The sequence below is a fragment of the Parapedobacter deserti genome (assembly GCF_042646065.1).
Classification (GTDB): Bacteria; Bacteroidota; Bacteroidia; order Sphingobacteriales; family Sphingobacteriaceae; genus Parapedobacter; species Parapedobacter deserti.
On record NZ_JBHRTA010000004.1, the window covers coordinates 75,848 to 97,564 of the forward strand.

The 21,717-nt window shown below is 48.7% G+C and carries 18 protein-coding genes; 6 read left to right on the plus strand and 12 right to left on the minus strand.

From position 1 onward, the window contains the following. Positions 1–151 precede the first annotated feature (151 nt). The gene (locus ACFOET_RS01040; RefSeq protein ID WP_379018661.1) at positions 152–3,559 is read right to left on the minus strand and encodes a DUF1080 domain-containing protein; all 3,408 of its coding nucleotides are present in this window, start codon (positions 3,557–3,559) and stop codon (positions 152–154) included. 28 nt (positions 3,560–3,587) lie between these two features. After that, positions 3,588–4,859, minus strand: coding sequence for a Gfo/Idh/MocA family oxidoreductase (locus tag ACFOET_RS01045; protein WP_379018663.1), 1,272 nt, complete (start codon positions 4,857–4,859; stop codon positions 3,588–3,590). A gap of 204 nt (positions 4,860–5,063) precedes the next feature. Between ACFOET_RS01045 and ACFOET_RS01050 the strand changes: the two genes are divergently transcribed. After that, positions 5,064–6,287, plus strand: coding sequence for an ROK family protein (locus ACFOET_RS01050; protein ID WP_379018665.1), 1,224 nt, complete (start codon positions 5,064–5,066; stop codon positions 6,285–6,287). 2 nt (positions 6,288–6,289) lie between these two features. Continuing rightward, positions 6,290–7,066 carry a 4'-phosphopantetheinyl transferase family protein gene (locus tag ACFOET_RS01055; RefSeq protein WP_379018667.1) on the plus strand — a complete coding sequence of 259 codons (777 nt, stop codon included), beginning with the start codon at positions 6,290–6,292 and terminating at the stop codon, positions 7,064–7,066. A 7-nt stretch (positions 7,067–7,073) separates the two neighbouring features. On the opposite strand, the gene ACFOET_RS01060 is transcribed toward ACFOET_RS01055, so the two are convergent. Both ACFOET_RS01060 and ACFOET_RS01065 read right to left on the minus strand, forming a co-directional pair. Further along, on the minus strand, positions 7,074–8,252 hold the full coding sequence (locus ACFOET_RS01060; RefSeq protein WP_379018669.1) for a glycosyltransferase family 2 protein: 1,179 nt from the start codon (positions 8,250–8,252) through the stop codon (positions 7,074–7,076). A gap of 74 nt (positions 8,253–8,326) precedes the next feature. Further along, positions 8,327–8,785 carry an NUDIX domain-containing protein gene (locus ACFOET_RS01065; protein WP_379018671.1) on the minus strand — a complete coding sequence of 153 codons (459 nt, stop codon included), beginning with the start codon at positions 8,783–8,785 and terminating at the stop codon, positions 8,327–8,329. Between the two features lie 156 nt (positions 8,786–8,941). Between ACFOET_RS01065 and ACFOET_RS01070 the strand changes: the two genes are divergently transcribed. Next, positions 8,942–9,937, plus strand: coding sequence for an acyl-ACP desaturase (locus ACFOET_RS01070; protein ID WP_379018673.1), 996 nt, complete (start codon positions 8,942–8,944; stop codon positions 9,935–9,937). Positions 9,938–10,067: 130 nt separating this feature from the next. Here ACFOET_RS01070 and ctlX read toward each other — a convergent pair whose 3' ends face one another. The 3 genes from ctlX to glmM are packed head-to-tail and all read right to left on the minus strand — an operon-like array spanning position 10,068 to position 13,890. Further along, a complete protein-coding gene (ctlX, locus tag ACFOET_RS01075; protein ID WP_379018675.1) occupies positions 10,068–10,982 on the minus strand; it encodes a citrulline utilization hydrolase CtlX in 915 nt (304 codons plus the stop codon). Positions 10,983–11,007: 25 nt separating this feature from the next. Continuing rightward, a complete protein-coding gene (locus tag ACFOET_RS01080) occupies positions 11,008–12,447 on the minus strand; it encodes an arginine deiminase family protein (RefSeq protein WP_379018677.1) in 1,440 nt (479 codons plus the stop codon). A 57-nt stretch (positions 12,448–12,504) separates the two neighbouring features. Continuing rightward, entirely contained in the window at positions 12,505–13,890 is a 1,386-nt protein-coding gene (gene glmM / locus ACFOET_RS01085; protein WP_379018679.1) for a phosphoglucosamine mutase, read from the minus strand. 154 nt (positions 13,891–14,044) lie between these two features. Between glmM and ACFOET_RS01090 the strand changes: the two genes are divergently transcribed. Next, a complete protein-coding gene (locus tag ACFOET_RS01090) occupies positions 14,045–14,629 on the plus strand; it encodes a phosphatase PAP2 family protein (protein WP_379018681.1) in 585 nt (194 codons plus the stop codon). Beyond that, positions 14,626–15,387, plus strand: a complete 762-nt coding sequence (locus ACFOET_RS01095; protein WP_379018683.1) for a ZIP family metal transporter — start codon at positions 14,626–14,628, stop codon at positions 15,385–15,387. The genes ACFOET_RS01090 and ACFOET_RS01095 overlap by 4 nt, the downstream gene beginning before the upstream one ends. 94 nt (positions 15,388–15,481) lie before the next feature. Here the strand turns inward: ACFOET_RS01095 and ACFOET_RS01100 are convergent, their stop codons facing one another. The 5 genes from ACFOET_RS01100 to ACFOET_RS01120 are packed head-to-tail and all read right to left on the minus strand — an operon-like array spanning position 15,482 to position 20,414. Beyond that, the gene (locus tag ACFOET_RS01100) at positions 15,482–15,931 is read right to left on the minus strand and encodes a MarR family winged helix-turn-helix transcriptional regulator (protein WP_379018685.1); all 450 of its coding nucleotides are present in this window, start codon (positions 15,929–15,931) and stop codon (positions 15,482–15,484) included. A 12-nt stretch (positions 15,932–15,943) separates the two neighbouring features. Beyond that, positions 15,944–16,690, minus strand: a complete 747-nt coding sequence (locus tag ACFOET_RS01105) for a menaquinone biosynthetic enzyme MqnA/MqnD family protein (RefSeq protein WP_379018687.1) — start codon at positions 16,688–16,690, stop codon at positions 15,944–15,946. Further along, the gene (locus tag ACFOET_RS01110) at positions 16,690–17,316 is read right to left on the minus strand and encodes a histidine phosphatase family protein (protein WP_379018689.1); all 627 of its coding nucleotides are present in this window, start codon (positions 17,314–17,316) and stop codon (positions 16,690–16,692) included. Before ACFOET_RS01110 ends, ACFOET_RS01105 begins: the two co-directional genes overlap by 1 nt. A gap of 9 nt (positions 17,317–17,325) precedes the next feature. Then, complete coding sequence (mqnE, locus tag ACFOET_RS01115) at positions 17,326–18,534, minus strand: aminofutalosine synthase MqnE (protein WP_379018939.1); 1,209 nt, start codon at positions 18,532–18,534, stop codon at positions 17,326–17,328. Positions 18,535–18,593: 59 nt separating this feature from the next. Continuing rightward, a complete protein-coding gene (locus ACFOET_RS01120; protein ID WP_379018691.1) occupies positions 18,594–20,414 on the minus strand; it encodes an ABC transporter ATP-binding protein in 1,821 nt (606 codons plus the stop codon). Between the two features lie 107 nt (positions 20,415–20,521). On the opposite strand from ACFOET_RS01120, the gene ACFOET_RS01125 reads away from it, so the two are divergent. Beyond that, positions 20,522–21,688 (plus strand): pyridoxal phosphate-dependent aminotransferase, encoded by a 1,167-nt coding sequence (locus tag ACFOET_RS01125; protein WP_379018693.1) that lies wholly within the window; start codon positions 20,522–20,524, stop codon positions 21,686–21,688. Positions 21,689–21,717: the final 29 nt, after the last annotated feature.

Consider the following 21,717-nt stretch of genomic DNA (forward strand, 5'->3'; position numbering starts at 1 on the left):
CTCCGTGATTTTTCGCAAAAAGAAACAAAAAACCCTGCAAATCAATTCAATTGTAGCGATTCCACTACAATAAACGGACATCACCGATCAAAACAAAGCCGGCAGTGCAATTGTAATGCACTGCCGGCTAAAAAAGCGGTATTAAATGATGTTACAGACGTTTGATGCGAACATTTCGGAAGTGAACTTCCGACCCATGGCCGAGGAAAGCGATGTGTCCGGATTTACGTTTCAATCCCGGGTGTTCTTTCTTATCAAGCGTACCCTTTTCTGCCGCTTCGGCCAGATCTCCGTCTACGATGACCGTACCGTTGAGTGTGACGATGATTTTATTGCCTTTGATGTAAATTTCCTGCTCGTTCCATTCCCCTACGGGCCGGAGGTGCCCTCGTTTGGCTGGAATAATGCCATAGACGGATCCGTGATATTGATAAGGAGCTAAATCTTTGTACATGTCGGCACCATCATCCAGTACCTGTATCTCCATCCCAGCATAAGCGGCATCACCCTCCATCGGCGTGCGAATACCGATGCCGTTGTTTGCTCCCGGTGTCAACCGAAATTCAAAACGGTAGATAAAGTCGGAGAATTCATCTTTGGTGTAAAGGTTGCCACCGGATCCTTTCGTAGGATAGATCGCCAACGTACCTTCATCACTTATCTGGTAGGCGGTAGTATTGCCGGTCCAGGCATCCAGGGTTGTGCCGTCAAACAGCACCTCAAACCCTTCCTTTCTTTCTTCCTCACTCAACGTAAAAGTTTCTTTATGGGGTAGCTCCCGAATGTAGATATCGCGGTAAGAAACATGGGTGCCGTGTGCCTGCAGTTCGATCTGCTCTTTGGGAAACAGAGGCAGGCTCCGGTCCCAGTAGTTTTCGAGTACCACGCTGTCAGTCACCAGCTCGCCGTTGAGGTAAACTGTCACCCGATCGCCCACCATCATGATCCGAAACGTATTCCATTCTCCCAACGGATTGTCAGCCACTTTGAGTGGCTTGCTTTCGTGCTTCTGGTTGTTATACAAGCCTCCGGACCCGACCTGTGCTCCGACATTGACGCGGGAGGTATCCCAAATCTGCACCTGAGGCGTTCCGCGAAGGTAGATACCGGCATCCCCATCCTTTCCTTCCTTTGACAGCTTCCAGTCGACTAATAGTTCGAAATCTGCATATTGCTTCACGGTAACAATGTTATCTCCTTTCCCATTGAAATGGAGTACTCCGCCTTCGACATACCACCCTTGGCGCATTACCTCGTCAGCCTGTACCTGCCTTTCGGCCAGTGTTTTCGCGTCCATTGCCGCGCGCTTGATAGGATCGGCAACCAGCCCTTTCCATCCCGTTAGGTCCTTCCCATTGAACAACGGTACGTAGCCTGTGCCCTTGGGCAACTCGTTCAGGTGCTTCTGTATAGCCTCACGCAAATAACTACTTTCACTTCCTGAAAGGATACCGAGAACCTTATTCAGCAACCGGTTTACGTCTGCTCCGTAAAAGCGCTTGTCCTCCAGAGCGATATTCATTACCGTATTGGCAGCGGTGGCTTTCAGCTCATCATCATCGAGAAAACTGCCCGCAAACATCAACGCATTATAGGTCTTGTTCGCTTCCAACGCTCGTAAGACCAGCCGTTTTTGCTCCACGTTTTCTGCTATTTCAGCTACGTCGCGCAGATGAAGTACTTTTTGTTCTGGCGGAGCGTCCGAAATACCAACGATCCGTACCAGTCCACGGATGACAGCATTGCGCTGATGGGAATCGATCACCTTCTTGCGGCTTATCTCCACCAATTTCGGCAGGGCGCCATCATCCGTCCAATTGGCCAATGCTGAAACAGCGGCGCCGCGCAGTGCCGGATCATGTTGATCGGCAAAACCGGACACAATCTCCAATGCTTCCGGGCCGCCGACTCCTGACAGGATCGGGAAAAACTTCGGCTGCTCGGATACATCGGCTGCTTTCAGAAATGAAATGACGCGCTGAATCCCTGCATGGTGGTCTTCACTTCGGTTGACCGCTACCACAGCCGCATTTTGTAGGGGGGCTTCATGCTCGGGCTTTGCGTTAGCCAATAGATTCAACAGCTGCTCGAGGTCATCGGGCCGAGCGATCTGCGGCAAGGCTGCATAGGCCGCCGACTTCGCCTCTTGTGACGCATCGCTTCCGATGACGTGCAATATTGCCGGTACGCTTTCACCAGCACCCCGTTGGGCTAAGACCTCGATCAGCAAGACCTGAACGTCAGGCGCTGTTTCACCGGACAGCGCTTCGGCGACCAATTGAGAAAGCTGTTTGTTGTCGGATGACAACAATGCAAGCTTGATAGCCTGCCGGGTTTGTTGATCACTTGCCGGAAGCAAACCGATCAGCTCTTCGGTTGCTGTTCCATCATTCAGTTTATGTAAGGCTTCCACGGCAGCTACACGCACCTTAGGCGAATCGGAATGTAATGCCTGCTTGATAGCCGGCAGCGCCAATGCCTGACCCTGCTCGCCCATGTAACGCAGCACATCCGCTTGCACCTGTTCGTCAGCTCGAGGAAGCCTGCGGAGCAGCCGTGCAGCCATGTGGTCGTTCAAATGGGGGGCCAGCAAGGCCAATGCAGCGTTGCGGTAAACCGGATTTTCGTCTTGCGCTGCCTTTAATAGCGTTTTTACGTATTTCGGCTGGCTAATATCGGAGAGCAATCCCAGCGCTGCAATGCGGGTGTACAACTGGTCCGCGCCATTTGCCTTTTTATATAGCCGGGAAGCAATTTTTCCAGCGGCGTCACTTTCGCCCGCTGCGGCCAGCCCGTAAGCATAGTTGGTATATGCTGCAGTTGCCCCCGTTGGTTCATACCGATATCCGGCGTGTTCTGCCGCACGGGCCAGCACGGGTGCAGCAGTGGCTCCACCGATCCTGGAAAGCGCATGCAATGCGGCTTTGCGCAGCGCAGGATCAGTAGCGTCCGATCTCGCTTCAACAGCTTGCGTGCCCGGAGCATATGCCATGAACCCTAATGCATTTACAATATTGATTTCCGCACGACCACTTGCACTGGACAAGGCGCTGAGCAGTGCTTCTCCGGCCTGCTTGGTACCGATACGCGCAAGCGCCCGCGACGCTTTCTCACTGAGGTATTCGTCGTCGAGAAAGGAGCCAAGCGCATCCACGGCTGTATCGTCGCCGGCATTTTGCAGTAACTGGATAATGAATCCCTTCGCGTCCCTATCTAGGTTTGAGGCCAGCGCTTCCACGGCGCCTTTAATGAACGTAGTTCGCTGCCTCTCCTTTCCGGGGAGCATCACGTGATAACTATAGCTGTTTGTTGCATACTCAATTCCTGCATTGCCAGCAGCGCCCTGAGGTTGAAGCCGCTGTAGCAAAGCGGCGATATCCGATGCGGAGAATCGTTCGATCTGCCCCATCGCGTCACGCAAACGCTCGGATGTTTCGGACGGTTGCACCGCCAGCAAATCGGCTATTTTGGTGCTTGTTGTGCGTGAATCACCCTGCTGGGCGTGCACGGGCGGTAGCAATATAACGAGCGCTAAAAGCGCGTAGATAAATTTCGTCATGGGAGTTATAGCGTTTAATATAAACAAATCAGATCGACCATTGTCCACGCATGGGCTGATCTATCAGCCGATTAGCGGCATCATCGTCAATGAACACCTGGTTTTCTGGATCGAACTTAAGCGACCGGCCAAGGCGCAATGCCACCAGCCCCATATTCACTACCGTACATGAGCGGTGGCCATTTTCTTCATTCAGTGCAAATTTTTTGCGAGTCTTTACGGCCTCCACAAAGTCGGTTACCTGAGGTTCCGGGTCGGGAAACGTTGCTAGTTTGCGCTCCATATCCGGAATATCGGACTTAAAGCCCCTAAACAACTTCCCGTTGGGCCCTTCGATATAGGGCATTCCCACGTCTTTGCCTTCACCATCGAGCACAATCTGACAACCGTCGGCATACGTATATGTAATTCGGCGCCAGGTGCCCACCGCATCGCTGTGCTGCTGCGGCGCGTCGACTTCGACTGAAATAGGGCTTTCGTTGTCCTTGTTTAGGAAATACTGAACAGGATCAATATAATGTTGCCCCATATCACCCAATCCGCCCCCGTCATAATCCCAGTAACCCCGGAACGTGGTATGTACCCGGTGCGCGCTATAAGGCTTATACGGGGCTGGGCCCAACCAACGGTCGTAATCGAGTTCTTTGGGGATTGGCTCCACGGGCAGGTCCGCTTTTCCCACCCAATAAAATTTCCAATCGAATCCGGTATGTTTACTGATGGTTACCTTAAGCGGCCACCCTAGCATACCGGAATCCACAAGCTTTTTGATACGTTTTACCGGCACATTCATGCCATAAAAATTAGCATCAAAGCGAAACCAGGTATTCAAACGGAAAATATTACCGTGCTGTTTGACCGCTTCCACCACCCGTTTACCCTCGCCTATGGTACGGGTCATTGGTTTCTCGCACCAAATATCTTTTCCCATCCGTGCAGCTTCAACCGCCATAATGCCATGCCAATGTGGTGGTGTAGCGATATGGACGATATCAACTTCCGGTAGCTGGATTAATTCCCTGAACTCTGAAAATTGCTTTACACCTTTATCTCCAAGTTGCTTTACTGCCAGCGCCAGGTGCCGGGTGTCTACATCACAGACCGCTACAGTTTTCGTCCCAGCATATCCGAAATGGCCACGACCCATAGCTCCCACACCGATTACGCCCTTGGTGAGATGGTCACTGGGCGCCAAGTATCCCTGTCCACCTAATACGAAGCGGGGAACAATGCTGAATGCCGCTGCCCCAATCAATGTTTTTTTAATAAATTCCCGACGGGATTTGTTTTTCGCCTTCATGTTTTATTTTGATTTCCGAATCGGTCTTACAGTCACAAATTTATCATTTCCGTCATTAACGCAAAAACTTTTTGTATTTTTTTTCAAAAGGCATTGCATATATGCAAATAACTCGCAAAACTGGATGGCCATATCGTTTTAATCCTTACCTTTGAACAGTAAATCCATATTATGCCCCGATCGTTTATTAGTACAAATTATCTGGTGAGTAAGTCGAAGATAGAAAAGAAAAATCAAGGCCTTAGATTGAAACTGGTGAAAGCGTTGATCGCTGAAAATGGTATGACAAACGCGGCCATTTGTAGGCACCTTAAGATCAGCGCTCCAAAGACCCTTGACCTGATCAACAGTCTGGCGCTGTCAGGTATTCTCGAGCAAAATGAAAAAGGGAGTTCCATTGGCGGCAGGAAGCCGGTGTTGAATAAGATCAAGGGCAACACGTTCTTTGTTTTATGCGTGGAAGTCGAATTGTTCAGGGTAAAAATGACGATCGTGGACAACACCAATACATTTGCGCATTCGTCTTCGTCACCCTTTGTACTAACGAAAGACTGGACGTCGGCAATCGGCTTGAACAATCTTTTAAACGACTTTATGACTGATTCAGCAATTCCAATGGCCTCGATTCTGGCTATAGGTATCAGTATGCCCGGACTCATTAACAGTAAGGATGGTCGTAACCACACGTACATGACGAACTCGAGCAGTCAAATGCCTTTGCAGGAGTACATCGCTACGCAATTCGGGAGGCCGGCATTCATCATTAACGATGTGAAAAGTGCAGCAATAGCGGAGTTAAAATTCGGCTTGGCGAAAGACAGAAAAGATGTCTTGGTCATTTTAATGGATTGGGGAATCGGTTTAGGGGTGATCATGGACGGCAAGCTTCGGAACGGAGCGGCCGGCTTTTCAGGTGAGATGGGCCACATGCCTTTTGTGGAAGACGGTGAGTTATGCTATTGTGGAAAAAGGGGGTGCCTGGAGACCGTAGCCTCGGGTATTGCATTGGCCAGAATGGCCAAAGAAGGGATTCAATCTGGCCAAAGCTCTTTACTCAATGAGCTTTCAGAACGGGAGATCGAGAATATTGAGCCCCAGCGCGTCATCGATGCAGCGAATAAGGGTGATCAGTACGCCATAAGCATACTTTCACAAAACGGCGAGAAACTCGGAAAAGGTATTGCTACGCTCATCCAACTGTTTAACCCAGAACTAATCATCTTAGGGGGAAAAATCGCAGCTGCAAACCAATACATCACCATCCCGATCCAACATGCGATAAACACCTACTGTATGACGCAGCTGAGAGACATGGTCAACGTGGAGCTTTCTCCGTTGGGCGCCGACGCAGGCGCAAAAGGAATCGCCCATATCACGTTCGAAAAATATTTCGGCGGGCTCATCGCCAAAACGGAGAGCGATGACTAACCATGAATAAAGATGGAAATACCGCTACTGTCGCAGTTGCGTCCTCGTGGATGACCAGCATTCAATGGCTCGACGGCTGGAAGGTCATCAGCGGTGCATTGGGATACAAGTGGCCAGCCGTTTGGGTAGCCGAACCTGTGAGAGTCGATCAGTGGCTGTCTGGTCAGTACGGCGGCATATTGACCTGTCATGAAATTGTTAGAAGCGGGCGGCTCCATCAGCCGGCACACGCCATGCGGTTTAAAGCCGCGCATGCGGTGCTCCGGACCCTGCTATCTCGCGAAACCGGTGTGGATCCTCCCGCGGTTTGCTTTGAAAAGGGCCATCATAACAAGCCCTTGTTATTTTCGCCGGCTAATGATTCCATTGGGTTCAACTTATCCTACACAGAAAACACGGTTATGATCGGCCTGGCTCATCATTCCATCGGAGTAGATGTGGAGTGGTTGAAACGGCCGCTTGATGTTGAAGACCTGCTACAAGCCTGCTTCTCTACGCGTGAAATCGCTTTTATAAAATCATGCAAAGAAGAGGCCAGTCTCCGTTTTTATACGTTATGGACAAGGAAAGAAGCTATTTTAAAACTGACAGGCGAAGGGATTGGCGAGCATCTTCCCCTCTTCGAGGTGTTAGACGGCACCTGGGATGCCGAAAAAAGCGTGATCGGAGGGCAACCGCCAGATCACATCTTTTTGTACTCCTTTCGTATCGGCAATGACTTCATCGGGAGCATAGCTACGCCGGCACCGATCAGTGATCTGCACTTCTATAAACTATAGGCGAAAATTATTTTCGGCGCGCGCGCTCCCAAACTGCGCTTTGCTGTCCATTCAGGTAGCGGACGATTCCGGCCAACACGGCATAATTCATCACGCAAAAGTAATAAGGAATAAACGCGGCTTTTATCTTAAGCTCCCGGTGTTCAAGAAGGAGGCCGACAAATGCAAGCGAATAAAAACACACCTGACCGTACCATAGCGCGGTATACACCGAATTACCGCCTTTACTGTACAGAATTGCATTGAGCACAAAGATAGCGGACAGCAATACCGGGGTGACTGTCCACCGCAACACCCGATGGCTAACGTATTGAAAGGTCAATACCGGATTGACAAACGGGTTCATCAACCGTTTCAGCCGGACAATAGACTGAATGCCTCCTGCAGCGATCCGGATTTTCCGTTTGAGTTCTTCCTTGACATTTTCGGATGCTGTTTCCGTAGCATGCGCCATAGGCTCATAAATGACCCGATAGCCCTTTTCAGCTATTCTCATGGATAACATAAAGTCATCTAATATGGTGTCTTCAGGAACCGCTTCATAAAGGTCCTTACGGATACTGAACAACTCACCCGCACTGCCCACGACGGTATATAACTCTGAATCCCACTTTTTCAAAGCCGACTCATACTTCCAGTAAAATCCTTCCCCGGCGGCGCTCGCATCCGCCTCATCACCGGTATGCACGCGTTTTTCACCCGCGACTGCACCTACTTGTTCATCCGCGTAATGCTTGCATAACTCAATCAGCGCATCGCGGTTCAGTAATGTGTTGGCATCAGTGAACACAACAACCTCGGAATGCACCTGTTTCATAGCCCGATGAATAGCGGCAATCTTCCCCCGGCGCTCAGGTGTGTGCAGGTGCAAAATGGCGGAACAGTTGCCGGCAAGGTGGGCTGTTTCATCGGTAGAACCGTCGGTGACAACAATATAGTTGATTTTCCCTGCAGGATAATTCAGTTCAAGTGTATTGGCAATTTTCTGTTCGATAATGGACGCTTCATTGTATGCAGCTACGACTACGGTGCATGAAGGCAGCGCATCAGCGCTAACCGAACCAGACTGAACATTTTGCTTACGCCTTGCCTTCCTTTTAATTGTAACGCAGGCATATAATACCATCCCATAACCAATATAGGTATAGAAAACAACGAACAGACTAATCCAAAAAACAGTTTCCATTGATCCGCTTTAAAAACGGCACGAAGGTAAAAAATAATTGCCTTCCTTTTTGGCAATTGACGATGGGTATGCGCTCAAAATTCCAAACCGTGGCTCTTTTCCGACATCAGCACCCGCCACGCAGCGCGATCCATCTCAAACGTAAGGTCTTGTTCACGCAGCTTATCATACGGCACCCACCGGCATACCTGATCCCGCTCCACCCCTTTAATAAAATCGAAGCGCGTATTACTGAATCGGCAGCGTAGTGGTCCGCTGATCTTCACCAAATAGTAAACACCGAGCACTTGGCTATCGTTAAATGCAGATTTGAGAAACACGTCGGTGGTGTGCACATGGCGCAAGATGTAGATCTGGACACCGCATTCTTCCATATATTCTCGTTCAAGTGCTTCCCGAAGCCCCTCTCCGTACTCCAACCCTCCCCCGGGAAATTTACTAAATTCCATTCCGTATTCTCGCTCGTCACTGAGCAGCACCTCTTTACGGTCGTTGATCAGAATGCCGTATACCCGTATATTGAATTCACTCATATGCTTTAGTCTCTTGTTTAATAAATTACGCTTATTGCGAAACTTGAAAACAACCATAGGGGTTCATCCGTTAATTCGGAAAGACCGTCCGAAATTACGGTTATTCATGCGATTGTTGTCATATTGTCGACCCATTTATTTACCTTTGCAGAAAGTATGCAAGAGTTAGAACAAGAGATACCCGAAGGATCAAGAAAAGAGGTAATGGCTTACCTGGAGCCTTTCATGCTGAATGAAATGAGCGAGTACCTGAAACCGGTGGAGGAAATGTGGCAGCCTGCCGATTTTCTTCCCGATGCTTCTCGGGATACGTTTTTCCAAGAGGTGAAAGAATTGCAGGAAAGCGCCAGAGAACTGTCGTATGACCTCGTTGCGGTGCTGATTGGGGATACGATTACCGAGGAAGCGTTGCCTACCTATGAGTCGTGGCTCTCTATGGTTGAAGATGTTAACAAAAACGACCAAGGCGGATGGATGAGGTGGGTACGCGCCTGGACTGCGGAAGAGAATCGCCACGGCGATCTCCTGAATAAGTACCTGTACCTTTCGGGGAGAGTAAATATGCGGGAGATGGAAATTTCCACGCAATACCTATTGCAGGACGGAATCAATATCGGTACGGGTAATGACCCTTACCGGAATTTCATCTATACATCCTTTCAGGAGTTGGCCACGAACGTATCCCATCGACGTGTGGCGGGATTTGCTAAGAAAGACGGTGATAAGCTGCTCGCGAAAATGTGCGGTGTTATCGCTTCTGATGAGGCACGGCACGCCAAAGCCTATATGTCGTTCATCTCCAAGGCCATGGAGGTCGATGCCAGTGAAGTGCTGCTCGCCTTTGAAGACATGATGCGCAAGAAGATCGTAATGCCCGCCCACATGCTCCGGGAATCGGGAGAACCCCAAGGCGAGGCATTTACGCATTTTTCTGATGCAGCGCAACGGTTAGGCGTATACACTGCAATTGATTACGTCGAAATCTTAAGAGAATTGTTGCGTGAATGGAAGGTCGAGTATGCAACTGGGCTGAACGAAGCCGGTGAGCGCGCGAGGGATTACCTGATGCGGCTACCGGACCGCTTGCTGCGTTTGGCGGACCGAATGAAATTACCTGAAAAAAGTTATGCCTTTAAGTGGATTCATGCGTAGCATGAATCGGATGTGTGTCTGCTGCACAAATAACAAACGATCATTGAAGGCCGGCGATAGCAATCGACGCAAACCGCCGAAATGCATCGGATACGTTAGGTTGCAATTTCCATAAACCGGCGAAACATCCTTATCGTTGCTGACCATTCGAGATGAGCGGAAGGAACACTTCCGCCATCATGCAACGGGCGCTTCCTCCGCCGTGCCGTTCAATGGTCTCAAGCGGTGTGTGGATAATCGGATTAAATGATTCCAACAGCTCTCTCTGCTGAGGCTCAAGCGAATGATAAGCCTTCGATGACATGACGAGGAACCGCTTGCCTTGTTTGTTTTCGACCTGCAGCATATTGCCGGCGAACGCTGCCATCTGTTCAGCATTAATGGCCACAATTGCCTTTCCGGTCCGTTGCAGGTATGTTGCCACCCGCGCACGGTCTTCCGCATCAATGCACGCCAAGTGAATGACAGCATACCGATCGGCGACACACATCATGACATTGGTGTGGTAAATCGCCGTCCCACGGTCGACCGCCTGGAAAATAACCGGTTCGTATTCCATCTGACTGCAGAACGCTCGCACCAGCGATTCGTCGGTACGCGGTGAGCGGCATGCATAAGCGATGCGGTTTACGCGGTCCAGCACCATACTGCCGGTTCCTTCCAAAAATTTACCGTTTGCTTCATTTTCGGTGTAATCGATACGCTGCTCAACGTGGAAACGGTTGTAGACGGCCTCCAGGACGCTCGGTTTACGCTCTAAACGTCTGTTTTCCGCAAACATAGGATATAGTACCACTGTACCATTATCGTGGAACGATATCCAATTATTGGGAAAAATGCTGTCGGGCGTATGGGGTTCGGGTGTGTCATTAATCACCAGTACATCGATATCGTGATCGCGCAGTTTATGAACAAACGCATCGAACTCATGTATCGCCTGTTCCGGAACATTGTCGCCGACTGCTTCTGCGACCTGAAACGCATTGTTCACGGCGGTCTGCGCATTATAGCCAAAACGTACCGGACGGATCATCAATATGGTCATGATTCGATGTTTTTACACCCGTTAACTAGTCTCTCAGCAAGGGCATACTCATGCAATGGAAGCCGCCCCTCGCCCGTGAGAGCTCGGCGGAGGGCATCAATACCAGCGTGTCGGTCAACTCATCGGCCCGCCTGCGGCCCGATTCCAGGTCAGCCAACAGCGTTTTTACGTCTACCACATCAAAACCCGCCGTGCGAAACGCTTCAGATGTCCTGTCATTCCGGTCATAACCCAGCACTACCCCCTCTTTGAGGGCAAGCAGGTTGCAGCTATCCGTCCATTGCTCGCGTGCGTCATAGGGAAATTCATTATTTCCCGACAGAATGAAGCGGACGCTTCCCCGGTTACAGCCAAGGTCCTGTTCGCTGATATTTACCAACAGGTCTTCCAACGAGTGGAAGGGGCGCGGCTCAGACAGCCTCCCCTTTTCAAACTGAAGTATTTCCAAATCATTGGCGTGGTGAGGCTGAATCCGGAGCGCACGATGCACATGGTCGGTCTGCCGCCCTCCCTCATACGCATTGGAAAAATCCCCTAACATCACCCAAACGTCTCTCTTCACCTGTGTAAAAACCGTATCGATATGCATGTAATCACGTTTGTTGGGGATTCTGACGATCGTGGCCTTTCGGACCACGTCTTTTGCGAAAAGCCGGGTTATAGCCTGAGCCGCTGCTTCACGGCTTGTGCGCTCACTCACCCCGATCAGCACATGATCCTTACTCACAACCATTACATCGCCCCCTTCCAGCGTTACTTTGTTCATGGCCGTATCACTGGGCAGCAGGAAATGATGCTGCGTGTCTGTCAGTTCGATGATTTTGTCGCGATTCGCCGCAAAAATCGGGTGGTGGTAAAAAATGTATTTAGCGATTAGCGCTTCCCGCTTGCGAGCCTCTTTCATGGGTCTGTTGAGAAGAATATGGTCGTTGATCACGATACCGATGTCGCGGGTAAAAATAAAGTTAGGAATCGGCGGGAAGATCATTTCGCTCTCATCGGGGGTACCGCTGAAAAATACCTGGGCTAGCGTGGCCGGTGGATATTCCATCATTTCCCGCTGCACTTCGTAGCTGCATGCCTCGATAGCGCATACGGAGGCGACCAATTGACTTTTAATAGCTTGGTCTTCAAGAATTTCCATAAGTAGCACCTGCAACTCAACCACGTGCTGAGAACCGTAAAAATCCGGATGATCAGGCTTGTAAAAATTGCGGTGGTTTTCTGGTGCATCTATTGCAGCCACCTTGCCACATATTTTCTCGCTGTCAAGAAAATAAAGCAACAACTTAACGTAATAGTCGTATTCATTGCTCCTGATGGTGCTTAGGTGCACAATATCTTCAAATAACCAGTCTTGTGCTTTGGAAGGGACCACCTTACCAAGGCCACTGTCAGGGCTGTGCACCAACACCCTCCGCAGCCGACCTATTTCGGATGACACGTAAATGGAATGATCTTGCATAGCGATTTATTTACCGGAAGTGCGCAAGATACGAAATTTGCTGTAAGGTAAGAAGCGCTATGCTCCGACAATGGCCTCAATCTCCGCGATCACTTGCTGAGCGATGGCCGCGGCCCTTTCGGGTGTCGGGCCTTCGGAGTAGACCCGGATGATCGGCTCGGTGTTGGATTTACGCAAGTGTACCCATTCATGCTCAAAATCGATTTTCAATCCATCAATGGTACTATGTGGTACGTCAGCATAGCGCTGTTCCATGGCCCTCAGCAAACTGTCGATATCCATATCAGGCTTCAGCATGATTTTGTTTTTGGACATGAAATATTGCGGATAGCCGGCACGCAAGGCTGAGATGCGTTTGTCGCTCTTGGCAAGATGGGTAAGAAAAAGTGCAATCCCTACCAATGCATCCCGGCCGTAATGTATTTCCGGGTAAATCACCCCGCCATTTCCTTCTCCTCCAATTGCCGCACCTACTTCCTTCATTTTTGCAACCACATTGACCTCACCGACGGCAGCTGCGTGATACTGCCTGCCATGCGCCTCCGTGATATCGCGGAGTGCCCTTGTCGACGACAAGTTGGACACCGTATCCCCGGGGGTGTGTCTGAGCACGTAATCACTCACCGCGACCAGCGTGTATTCCTCGCCGAACATTTCGCCGTTTTCCATCACAAAACACAGCCGGTCGACATCAGGATCAACGGCAATGCCTAAATCGGCACCTTTCTCAACAACCAGCGCCGAAAGATCGGTGAGGTTTTCCGCTAGGGGCTCGGGATTGTGGGAAAAGCGCCCGTCCGGCTCGCAATAGATTCGGTATATGGTGTCCACTCCTAGGGCTTGTAACAAGGCGGGCACAAATATACCACCTGAGGAATTGATTGCATCAACTGCGATTTTAAATCCCGCTTTCCGTATCGCGCCGGCATCCACCAACGGTAGTGACAGAATCTGATCGATATGCTTCTGCAGGTAGGTGTCATCGGTACTTACCTTACCCAACTTATCCACATCGGCGAAACAGAAATCAAGTTGGTCGGCAATGTCCAACACTTGTCTGCCTTCGGCGTCACTAATAAACTCACCGTCACTGTTCAACAACTTCAATGCGTTCCATTGGGCAGGATTGTGACTGGCCGTAATAATGATACCTCCACCTGCCTGTTCGGCCGGCACGGCGATTTCCACGGTGGGTGTTGTGGATAAGCCAAGATCGACCACATCGATACCGACGCTTTGCAGTGTCCCGGCCACCAGGTCGCGAACCATTCCCCCCGAAAGGCGTGCATCGCGGCCCAAAACCATTTTGTTGATCCCTTTGCGTTCCTGAATAAAACGTCCGAATGCTGCTGTAAATTTAATAATATCGACCGGGGTGAGTGCCTCGCCTGGTTTTCCACCAATGGTGCCCCTGATACCGGAAATGGATTTGATTAGTGACATAAGTGTTATTTTGCGCTAATATTTCGGTAAAAATAGAAACATTGTCTGGTATTCCTAAATGCCTCGTATATTTAGCCCGTGCAATCGATTGATGTTTTTTTACTTGCGTATCATTATTTATTTACTACTTTTGTTGCAACTTTGTTTAATTTAAATGATCGACCAACTCATTTCTTTAGATCAGGAAGCTTTTATGGCTATCAATCAGGGATTAAGCAATACTTTCTTTGACTGGTTAATGCCTATTTTGCGCAACCCCTACACATGGGCACCGTTATACCTATTCATCATTATCTTCTCCATTAGAAATTACGGGAAAAAAGGGATATTAATTATTTTGTTTATTTTGATCACGTTCGGTATATCGGATTCGTTGTCTTCTTCGGTCATTAAGAAGTCCGTTCAACGGGTGAGGCCATGCAATGACGTCGAATTTCGAGAAGACATCAACGTTCTTGTTCGGTGCGGCAGCGGCTATAGCTTTACTTCTTCGCACGCAACCAATCACTTCTCGATAGCAGTAATACTCATCATGATCTTCTATCGGCGATGGAAACCTATCCTGTGGCTTGCGCTCTTCTGGGCAGCTATAATTAGCACCGCACAGGTATACGTAGGTGTTCATTATCCGTTGGACATCATTTGCGGTGCATTGTTGGGGAGCATAATAGGTTACCTCACCGGCATCACTTTCCGTTTTATTAGTTCTGATCTTAGACCTGTAAGAAACACCATATGAATTCTATTTTAATCGTTGCCATTTTATTCATTTCTGCTTTTGTGAGCGGCATAGCTGTGTTTTTTGTAAGACGCGAAAACACCAACATGCTGAAACTTATTCTTTCTTTCAGCGGGGCCTATCTATTTTCAATCACGGTATTGCATCTGATTCCTCATGTGTACCACACCCATAGCTCCGCCAGCGAAACGATCGGTTTGTTTGTACTCCTTGGATTTATCTTCCAGCTTGTTTTAGAACAATTCTCTCATGGAATTGAGCATGGGCACATCCATCATTCCGATAAGTCCGTTAAGGGCATACTTCCGTGGGGGATTATGATCAGCTTGTGCCTACATGCGCTGCTGGAAGGGATGCCGCTCGCCTCTCACCATCAGCACGAGTTGGTGTTCGGTATTGCTGTGCATCACATACCGGCAGCATTTGCGCTGGGCAGCCTATTGCTACATTCAGCGGCTTCCAGACGTTCTATCATCATATTGTTGGCCATATTTGCCTTTATGACACCGTTAGGTTTCTTAATCAGCAAAGGCATTAGTTCAGGGGGAATGGGGGGTGGTATTGAACAGTATTTCGACCGGATCATGGCCGTTGTCATTGGTATATTCCTACACATATCGACGACAATTTTATTCGAGTCGGGAACAGCCGATCATCATCAATTCAATAGAAAAAAAATGATCGCTGTTGCCTTGGGGATTGCGATTTCGCTGTTGAACTTCATGTTTGATTCTCACTCACATACTCATGCACACTAATTAGTGCCGTCAGAGATGACGGAAATTGCGTTATGGTTAACACAGCAAGTGAAGGTCTATGGGTGCCAAGCGGCACTTTGCCTCATTGCTAGCATTATCCACGCAACCTGTCAAGCAGACTATTTAATTGCCTGCATTCTTCCTCGCTGATGTTTTTTTCAAGGATGTCTAACATCAGCATGCTTTCTTCGAGCTCAGCCAGGACACCAAGCCCCTTTTCAGTGATCAAGACGTCAACAGCGCGCCGATCACTATCGCATTTACCCCGAGACACCAACTTCTTGGTCACCAGGCGATCGATGATCCGTGACACATCCGGCATTTTATCCAGCATGCGTTCTTTCAGCATGCTGTTGGTAGCGGGATTTGGATATTGACCTCTTAATATCCGCAACACATTGAACTGTTGTAAGGTAATCTGTTGGGCATTCGCCCGCTTTTCTAAAATATGGGTGATCCAATTGCTGGTGAAAACAATGTTTACGGTCGCTTTGTGCCGCTCATCGCGGAACTTGGAGGTTTGGATTTCATCTTCAATTTTCATGGTATGGTCATCTTAGCCAGCATAATGGTTAATCGGATGCGGTTCTAATGTCTCCATCAGCCTTAAAAACATTGATACTGCGGCCTTTTTCCCTTCGTTGTAATGGTAGTCAATATTTTCCATGAGGTATTCCCGATAATCGAAATCGGATTTTGACGGCAGCTTTTCGATGAGTTTTTCGCGCTGATCCAATCCGTACGCCAATGCTTCATTGAAGCCTTTGACAAACGCCGGCGAAAGCGGTTTATTGGCTACCCATACGGCGAATGCGAATGGCAAACCGGTAAACTCGCGCCAGTGGAAGGCCAGGTCGTATGCATAGGGATGCAGCTGCTGCTTTCCAAAGGTGCGATCGCCGATTTCGACGTAAGCGTCTGCATTGCCTTCGACGATAGTTACCTCTTGTTTCCAGTAGTGCCGGAGTAAAATCTGGGCTAACCCATTTGAGGTTTTCGACTGTCTATCCAATCGGAGCGTCTTGATTTCGCGAGCAGGTTTTTCGCTGAAAATAAATACTGAATTTACAGCACCGTCAGCGCCAAGGCAATAATCAGATACAATTTGCGGATTGGCAATATCGAGCAAGGCAGCGACAGGTACAATGCCTAAATCGGCTTGACCATCGATCAGTTTTGATGCACACCTGCTCGGAACATCGAAGCTCAATGTAATCTGTTCAATAATAGGAGAGTGTTGCAGTCCGTGAACAAACGGAAGCGTATTGGTATAGGATACTACAGAAATTTTTGTTTTTTCCATTAGTCGACAAGTAGCTCCTCCAAGTGCTGCGTATTGTAAGCCTCATCGATATAAAATTCTTTTCCGTCAAACCGTACCTTATAGAGCGCTGTGTTGGTATGCGGAAAATCGTCCATCAAGGCAAGGTCACGATTAATGAGCATACATAGAAGAACTCGCATAGCCCTGCCATGCATGCAGATCAATACAATCTTCTCCTCTGGCTTGGAAAGCATGTGGTCAAGCGCTTTGCGCTGCCTGCTGACCAACTGATTGGGGGATTCGCCGCCTTCCACAGAAACATCCAGCTCGCCATTGCGCCAGCGGGTAGTGAGGTCAGCGAAACCCTCCATGATTTCAGGTGATTGTTCCTTGCCTTCGTACATTCCCCAACCGATTTCGTCGAGTCCATCCAATTGTTCTACAGGTACGCCCTGCTGAAGGAACGGAGCAACCGTCTGATGCGTTCGCAATAAGGTGGATGTATAAATTTTATCGAAACTTACATCTTTATAATACTTATAGAACGCGTCCGCCTGCTTCCGACCCATTTCGTTGAGGGGAGAATCGACCCCCCGGCCCTGCACAATCCCTTTGCGATTAAAATCGGTCTGGCCATGGCGGATGATGTAGAATATTTTTTCCAAAAACGTTTTCTATTTGTTATCTAATACAGGTAACTGATAATACGCCGCTTGCTTCGCGCCCCCTTCCTCGTCAAAGATGGCGTCTTTATAGTCGGTAATAACGCGGTAAAGTGTATCCCTTTCTACTGGGTGCCGGCCTACATTTTTGATCAATTCAACGAGCTCACGCGTAGACATTGCTGGGCGTTGCTCCTCTGCTCCGGCCATGGAATATATTTTGGTGGTATCATCGAGCGTTCCATCAATGTCATCCACCCCGAAACTTAAAGCAAGCTGAGCTGTCTCGCGGCTTATCATTGCCCAATATGCTTTGATATGAGGAAAGTTGTCCAAGTAAATGCGGCTTACGGCGTAGTTGCGCAGGTCTTCGATTACAGACACCTCGGGCACATGAGACATTTGATTGTCCTTATTCCTGAACTTGAGCGGAATGAATGTTTGGAACCCACCTGTTTTATCCTGCAACTGTCGCAACCGTTCCAAGTGATCAATGCGGTGCCTGTATTGCTCGATGTGCCCATACAGCATCGTGGCGTTTGAATACATACCTAGGTTATGCCAGGCTTCGTGAATCTGCAACCATTGATCCGCATTGCACTTATCTTTGGCGATCTGCTCCCGTATCTCGGGGTGAAAGATCTCTGCACCACCGCCGGGCATTGAATCCAAGCCTGCATCCTTCATCATCGCCATGCCGGTCGCATAGTCCACCTTTGCTTTCTTGAAGATGTAATGGTATTCTACGGGGGTAAGCGCCTTTACGTGAAGGCTGGGCCTATGCTTCTTGATAGCCGTAAACAGGTCCATGTAAAAGGACATGTTGTACTGCGGGAGCACTCCGCCAACGATATGGACTTCGGTGACGGGCTCGTTGTCATAAGACTTAACCTGATTGAGCATTTGCTCCATCGTTGCTTCCCAACCGTCTTCACGGTGCTTAATCATCCGCGAATATGAACAGAATTTGCAATCATACACGCAAAGATTGGTGGGTTCGATATGAAAATTGCGGTTGAAATACGTAATATTTCCGTGTCTTTTCTCCCGGATGAAATTAGCTAGGACCCCCAGGTAACCGAGCTCGCCCTTCTCATAGAGCAGTATGCCTTCACTTTCGCTTATCCGCTCTCCGTGGTATACTTTAGCGGCTATGGTGTTGAGTTGCACATCCAACTTCTTGTCTTCAAGAAGGAAAGTGATTCGTTTTTCGGCGTCCATATCCTGAATCTTTGTAGCAAATTTAGCCATAACGAGGCTCATATGCAAATAAACCAAACTCAATCACCAAACTGCTGCATGTAAATCAGCTTCTTGTATAGTCCTTCATTGGCTAACAACTGCTGGTGCGTACCCTCTTCGACTATCTTACCTCCGTCGAGCACCACGATTTTGTCCGCATTTTGGATGGTACTAAGGCGGTGTGCAATGACCAGTGTGGTACGATTTTTCATTAATTTTGACAGCGCGTCCTGCACGAGTTTCTCAGACTCTGTGTCCAATGCTGACGTGGCCTCATCGAGCAACATGATCGGCGGGTTTTTAAGTACAGCCCTTGCAATGCATATTCGTTGGCGTTGGCCGCCAGACAGCTTGATTCCACGATCGCCGATATGCGTGTCGTACCCTTTTTCGGTTTCGAGGATAAATTCGTGGGCGTTGGCTATCTTGGCTGCCGCGACCACGTCTTCCATCGTGACGTTTTCCGCCGCAAATGCTATGTTATTGTAAATGGTATCATTGAAGAGAAAGGAGTCTTGATTGACAAATCCTATAAGCTCCCTTAAATCGTTTATTTTCAGAGATCTGATATCTACACCATCAAGTAAAACCGCACCTTCCCTGACATCAATGAAACGCGGAATTAAATCCATCAATGTCGATTTACCGCCCCCGGACGGCCCAACCAAAGCAACGGTTTTGCCTTTTGGGACATCGAGGTTGATGCCCTTCAGCACTTGCCTGTCCCCATATGCAAAATTTACATTGACCAGTCTTATTCCTTCCTTGAACGCCCTAACATGCTTTGCATCGGACGACTCAGGCAATTCATTTTTTTGGTCGACTAGGTCAAGTACCCGTTCACCTGCAGCGATTCCTGAATGAATATTAGCAAATGACTCGGTAAGCGCCTTCGCTGGCCGCATGACCTGCGAGAACAAGGCGATATACGCGATAAATGCCGAAGCCGATAATTCATCGGAACCGCTCAGCACGAGGTGTCCACCATAAAGGAGTACAATGGCAACCATCGCCACTCCAAGCAGTTCTGACACAGGCGATCCCAATTGCTGACGCCGTACCATCCGCCTGCTTATTTTCGAAAAACGGATATTTTCGTGGTCGAATTTCCGTTTAATGAGTTCTGTAGCATTAAATGCTTTGATGATTTTGACTCCGGCCAGTGCCTCGTCCAAATAGCTGATCATGTTGCCGTATATCTGTTGCGCTTCAGTGGCCTGCGCTTTTAGCCGTTTGACAATGCGCGAAATGATAAACGCCGATAGCGGGATAACCGTAATCGCAAAGACCGTCAATTTTGGAGAAAGTAAAAACAGCGCCGCGATGAAAAAGAAAAGTGTAAGTGGTTCTTTAAACACGACCTGCAAGGTTGCGGTAACGGAATACTGAACTACCTGCACGTCTGACGCGATCTTGGAAATAATATCGCCTTTCCGATGGTTGTTGAAATATCCGACATGGAGATTCATTACATTGTCAAACACTGCCTTACGCAGGTTCAACAGTGTATGGATACGCAAGTTTTCCATAATCCGCTGGGAGAAATACCGGAAAAGGTTACTTAAAAAAACCGATACGATAATGATAATGCACACCCTTTTTAATGCTTCGAACGGCCCAAACGTTAAGCTGGCCTGAGTCGCATAATAATTAAAGTAGTCGGCCACCTTATACCAGTTTTCGGGCTTAGCAACCTGAACATCTGGATCACTGGTTTCAAATAACGTATGCAACAATGGGATAATTAGTGCAAGGTTGAGTGTAGCGAAAATAACGCTCAATAACGTGGTAATGACGTAAGGTACAGCAAATTTTCCAATCGGTTTGGCATATGAAAGTAGTCGAAAATAAGTCTTCATCCAGAACTAAACAAGCGGCAAAGTTACCAAAAAAGAAGGGCCGACTGAAAAATACGGAGGGAATAATTGGATCGTTTTACTTAATTTAGTCGCCTAAACGTAAAAAAATGCAAATAGAGGTTGCCAAACGGCTGCAGCATACCGACGAGTACTATTTTTCAAAAAAACTAAGGGAAATTGACGAACTGAATAAGACAGGTGAGAAAGTGATCAACCTGGGCATCGGGAGCCCGGATCTACCACCACATTTGTCGGTGATCAAAACGCTTCATCAATATGCTTCGTTGCCTCACACCCATGCTTATCAAAGCTACAAGGGCGCTCCGGCTTTGCGCCAAGCGATAGCGGACTGGTATAAACGTTTCTACAACGTGCGATTAGACCCCGACAACAATGTACTTCCCCTGATTGGATCCAAAGAAGGCATTGTGCACATTTGTATGACTTACTTACAAGATGGCGATGAAGCGCTCTTACCAAATCCGGGGTACCCCGCATACGCCGCTGCGGTTCGGCTGAGCGGGGCGAAGGGCATTCCGTATGTGCTATCCGCGGAAAACAACTGGTTGCCCGATTTGGATGCGCTTGCCAAAAGCGACCTGAGCAGGGTGAAAATCATGTGGTTGAACTATCCGCACATGCCTACCGGCGCGGCTGCACCCGCTGCATTTTTTGATGAAGCAGTCGCCTTTGCAAAGCAATACGGAATATTACTGTGCCACGATAACCCCTACAGTTTTATCCTCAACGACCGACCGGCCAGCCTGCTTGCTACTGAAGGCGCACTCGATGTAGCCGTCGAACTCAACTCGTTGAGCAAGTCAGCTAACATGGCCGGATGGCGTGTGGGAATGCTTGTCGGCACGGAAGCACGAATCGGTGAGATTATGCGATTCAAAAGCAATATGGACTCAGGCATGTTTCTCCCCATACAGATGGCCGCTGCCGAAGCGCTGGCTCAGGGCCCTGAATGGTATGAACAACTGAACGACACCTATCGTCGGAGAAGGGAAAAGGTATGCCAGCTCTTAACTATGTTAGGATGCGTATATGATCGGCAGCAGGTTGGGTTGTTTGTCTGGGCCAAGATCCCTGACACCTACGCAAGCGGATATGTATTGAGTGACAAACTATTGCAGGCGTCAAGGGTATTCATTACGCCGGGTGGAATTTTCGGTGATGGCGGCAACCGATACATCCGTGCAAGTTTATGTGCCACAGAGGCCGTGCTGGAGCAAGCACATGAACGCATCGCGAATGTATGGGGAAGTTGATGCCCAGTATATGGTAAAAAAATACGCAA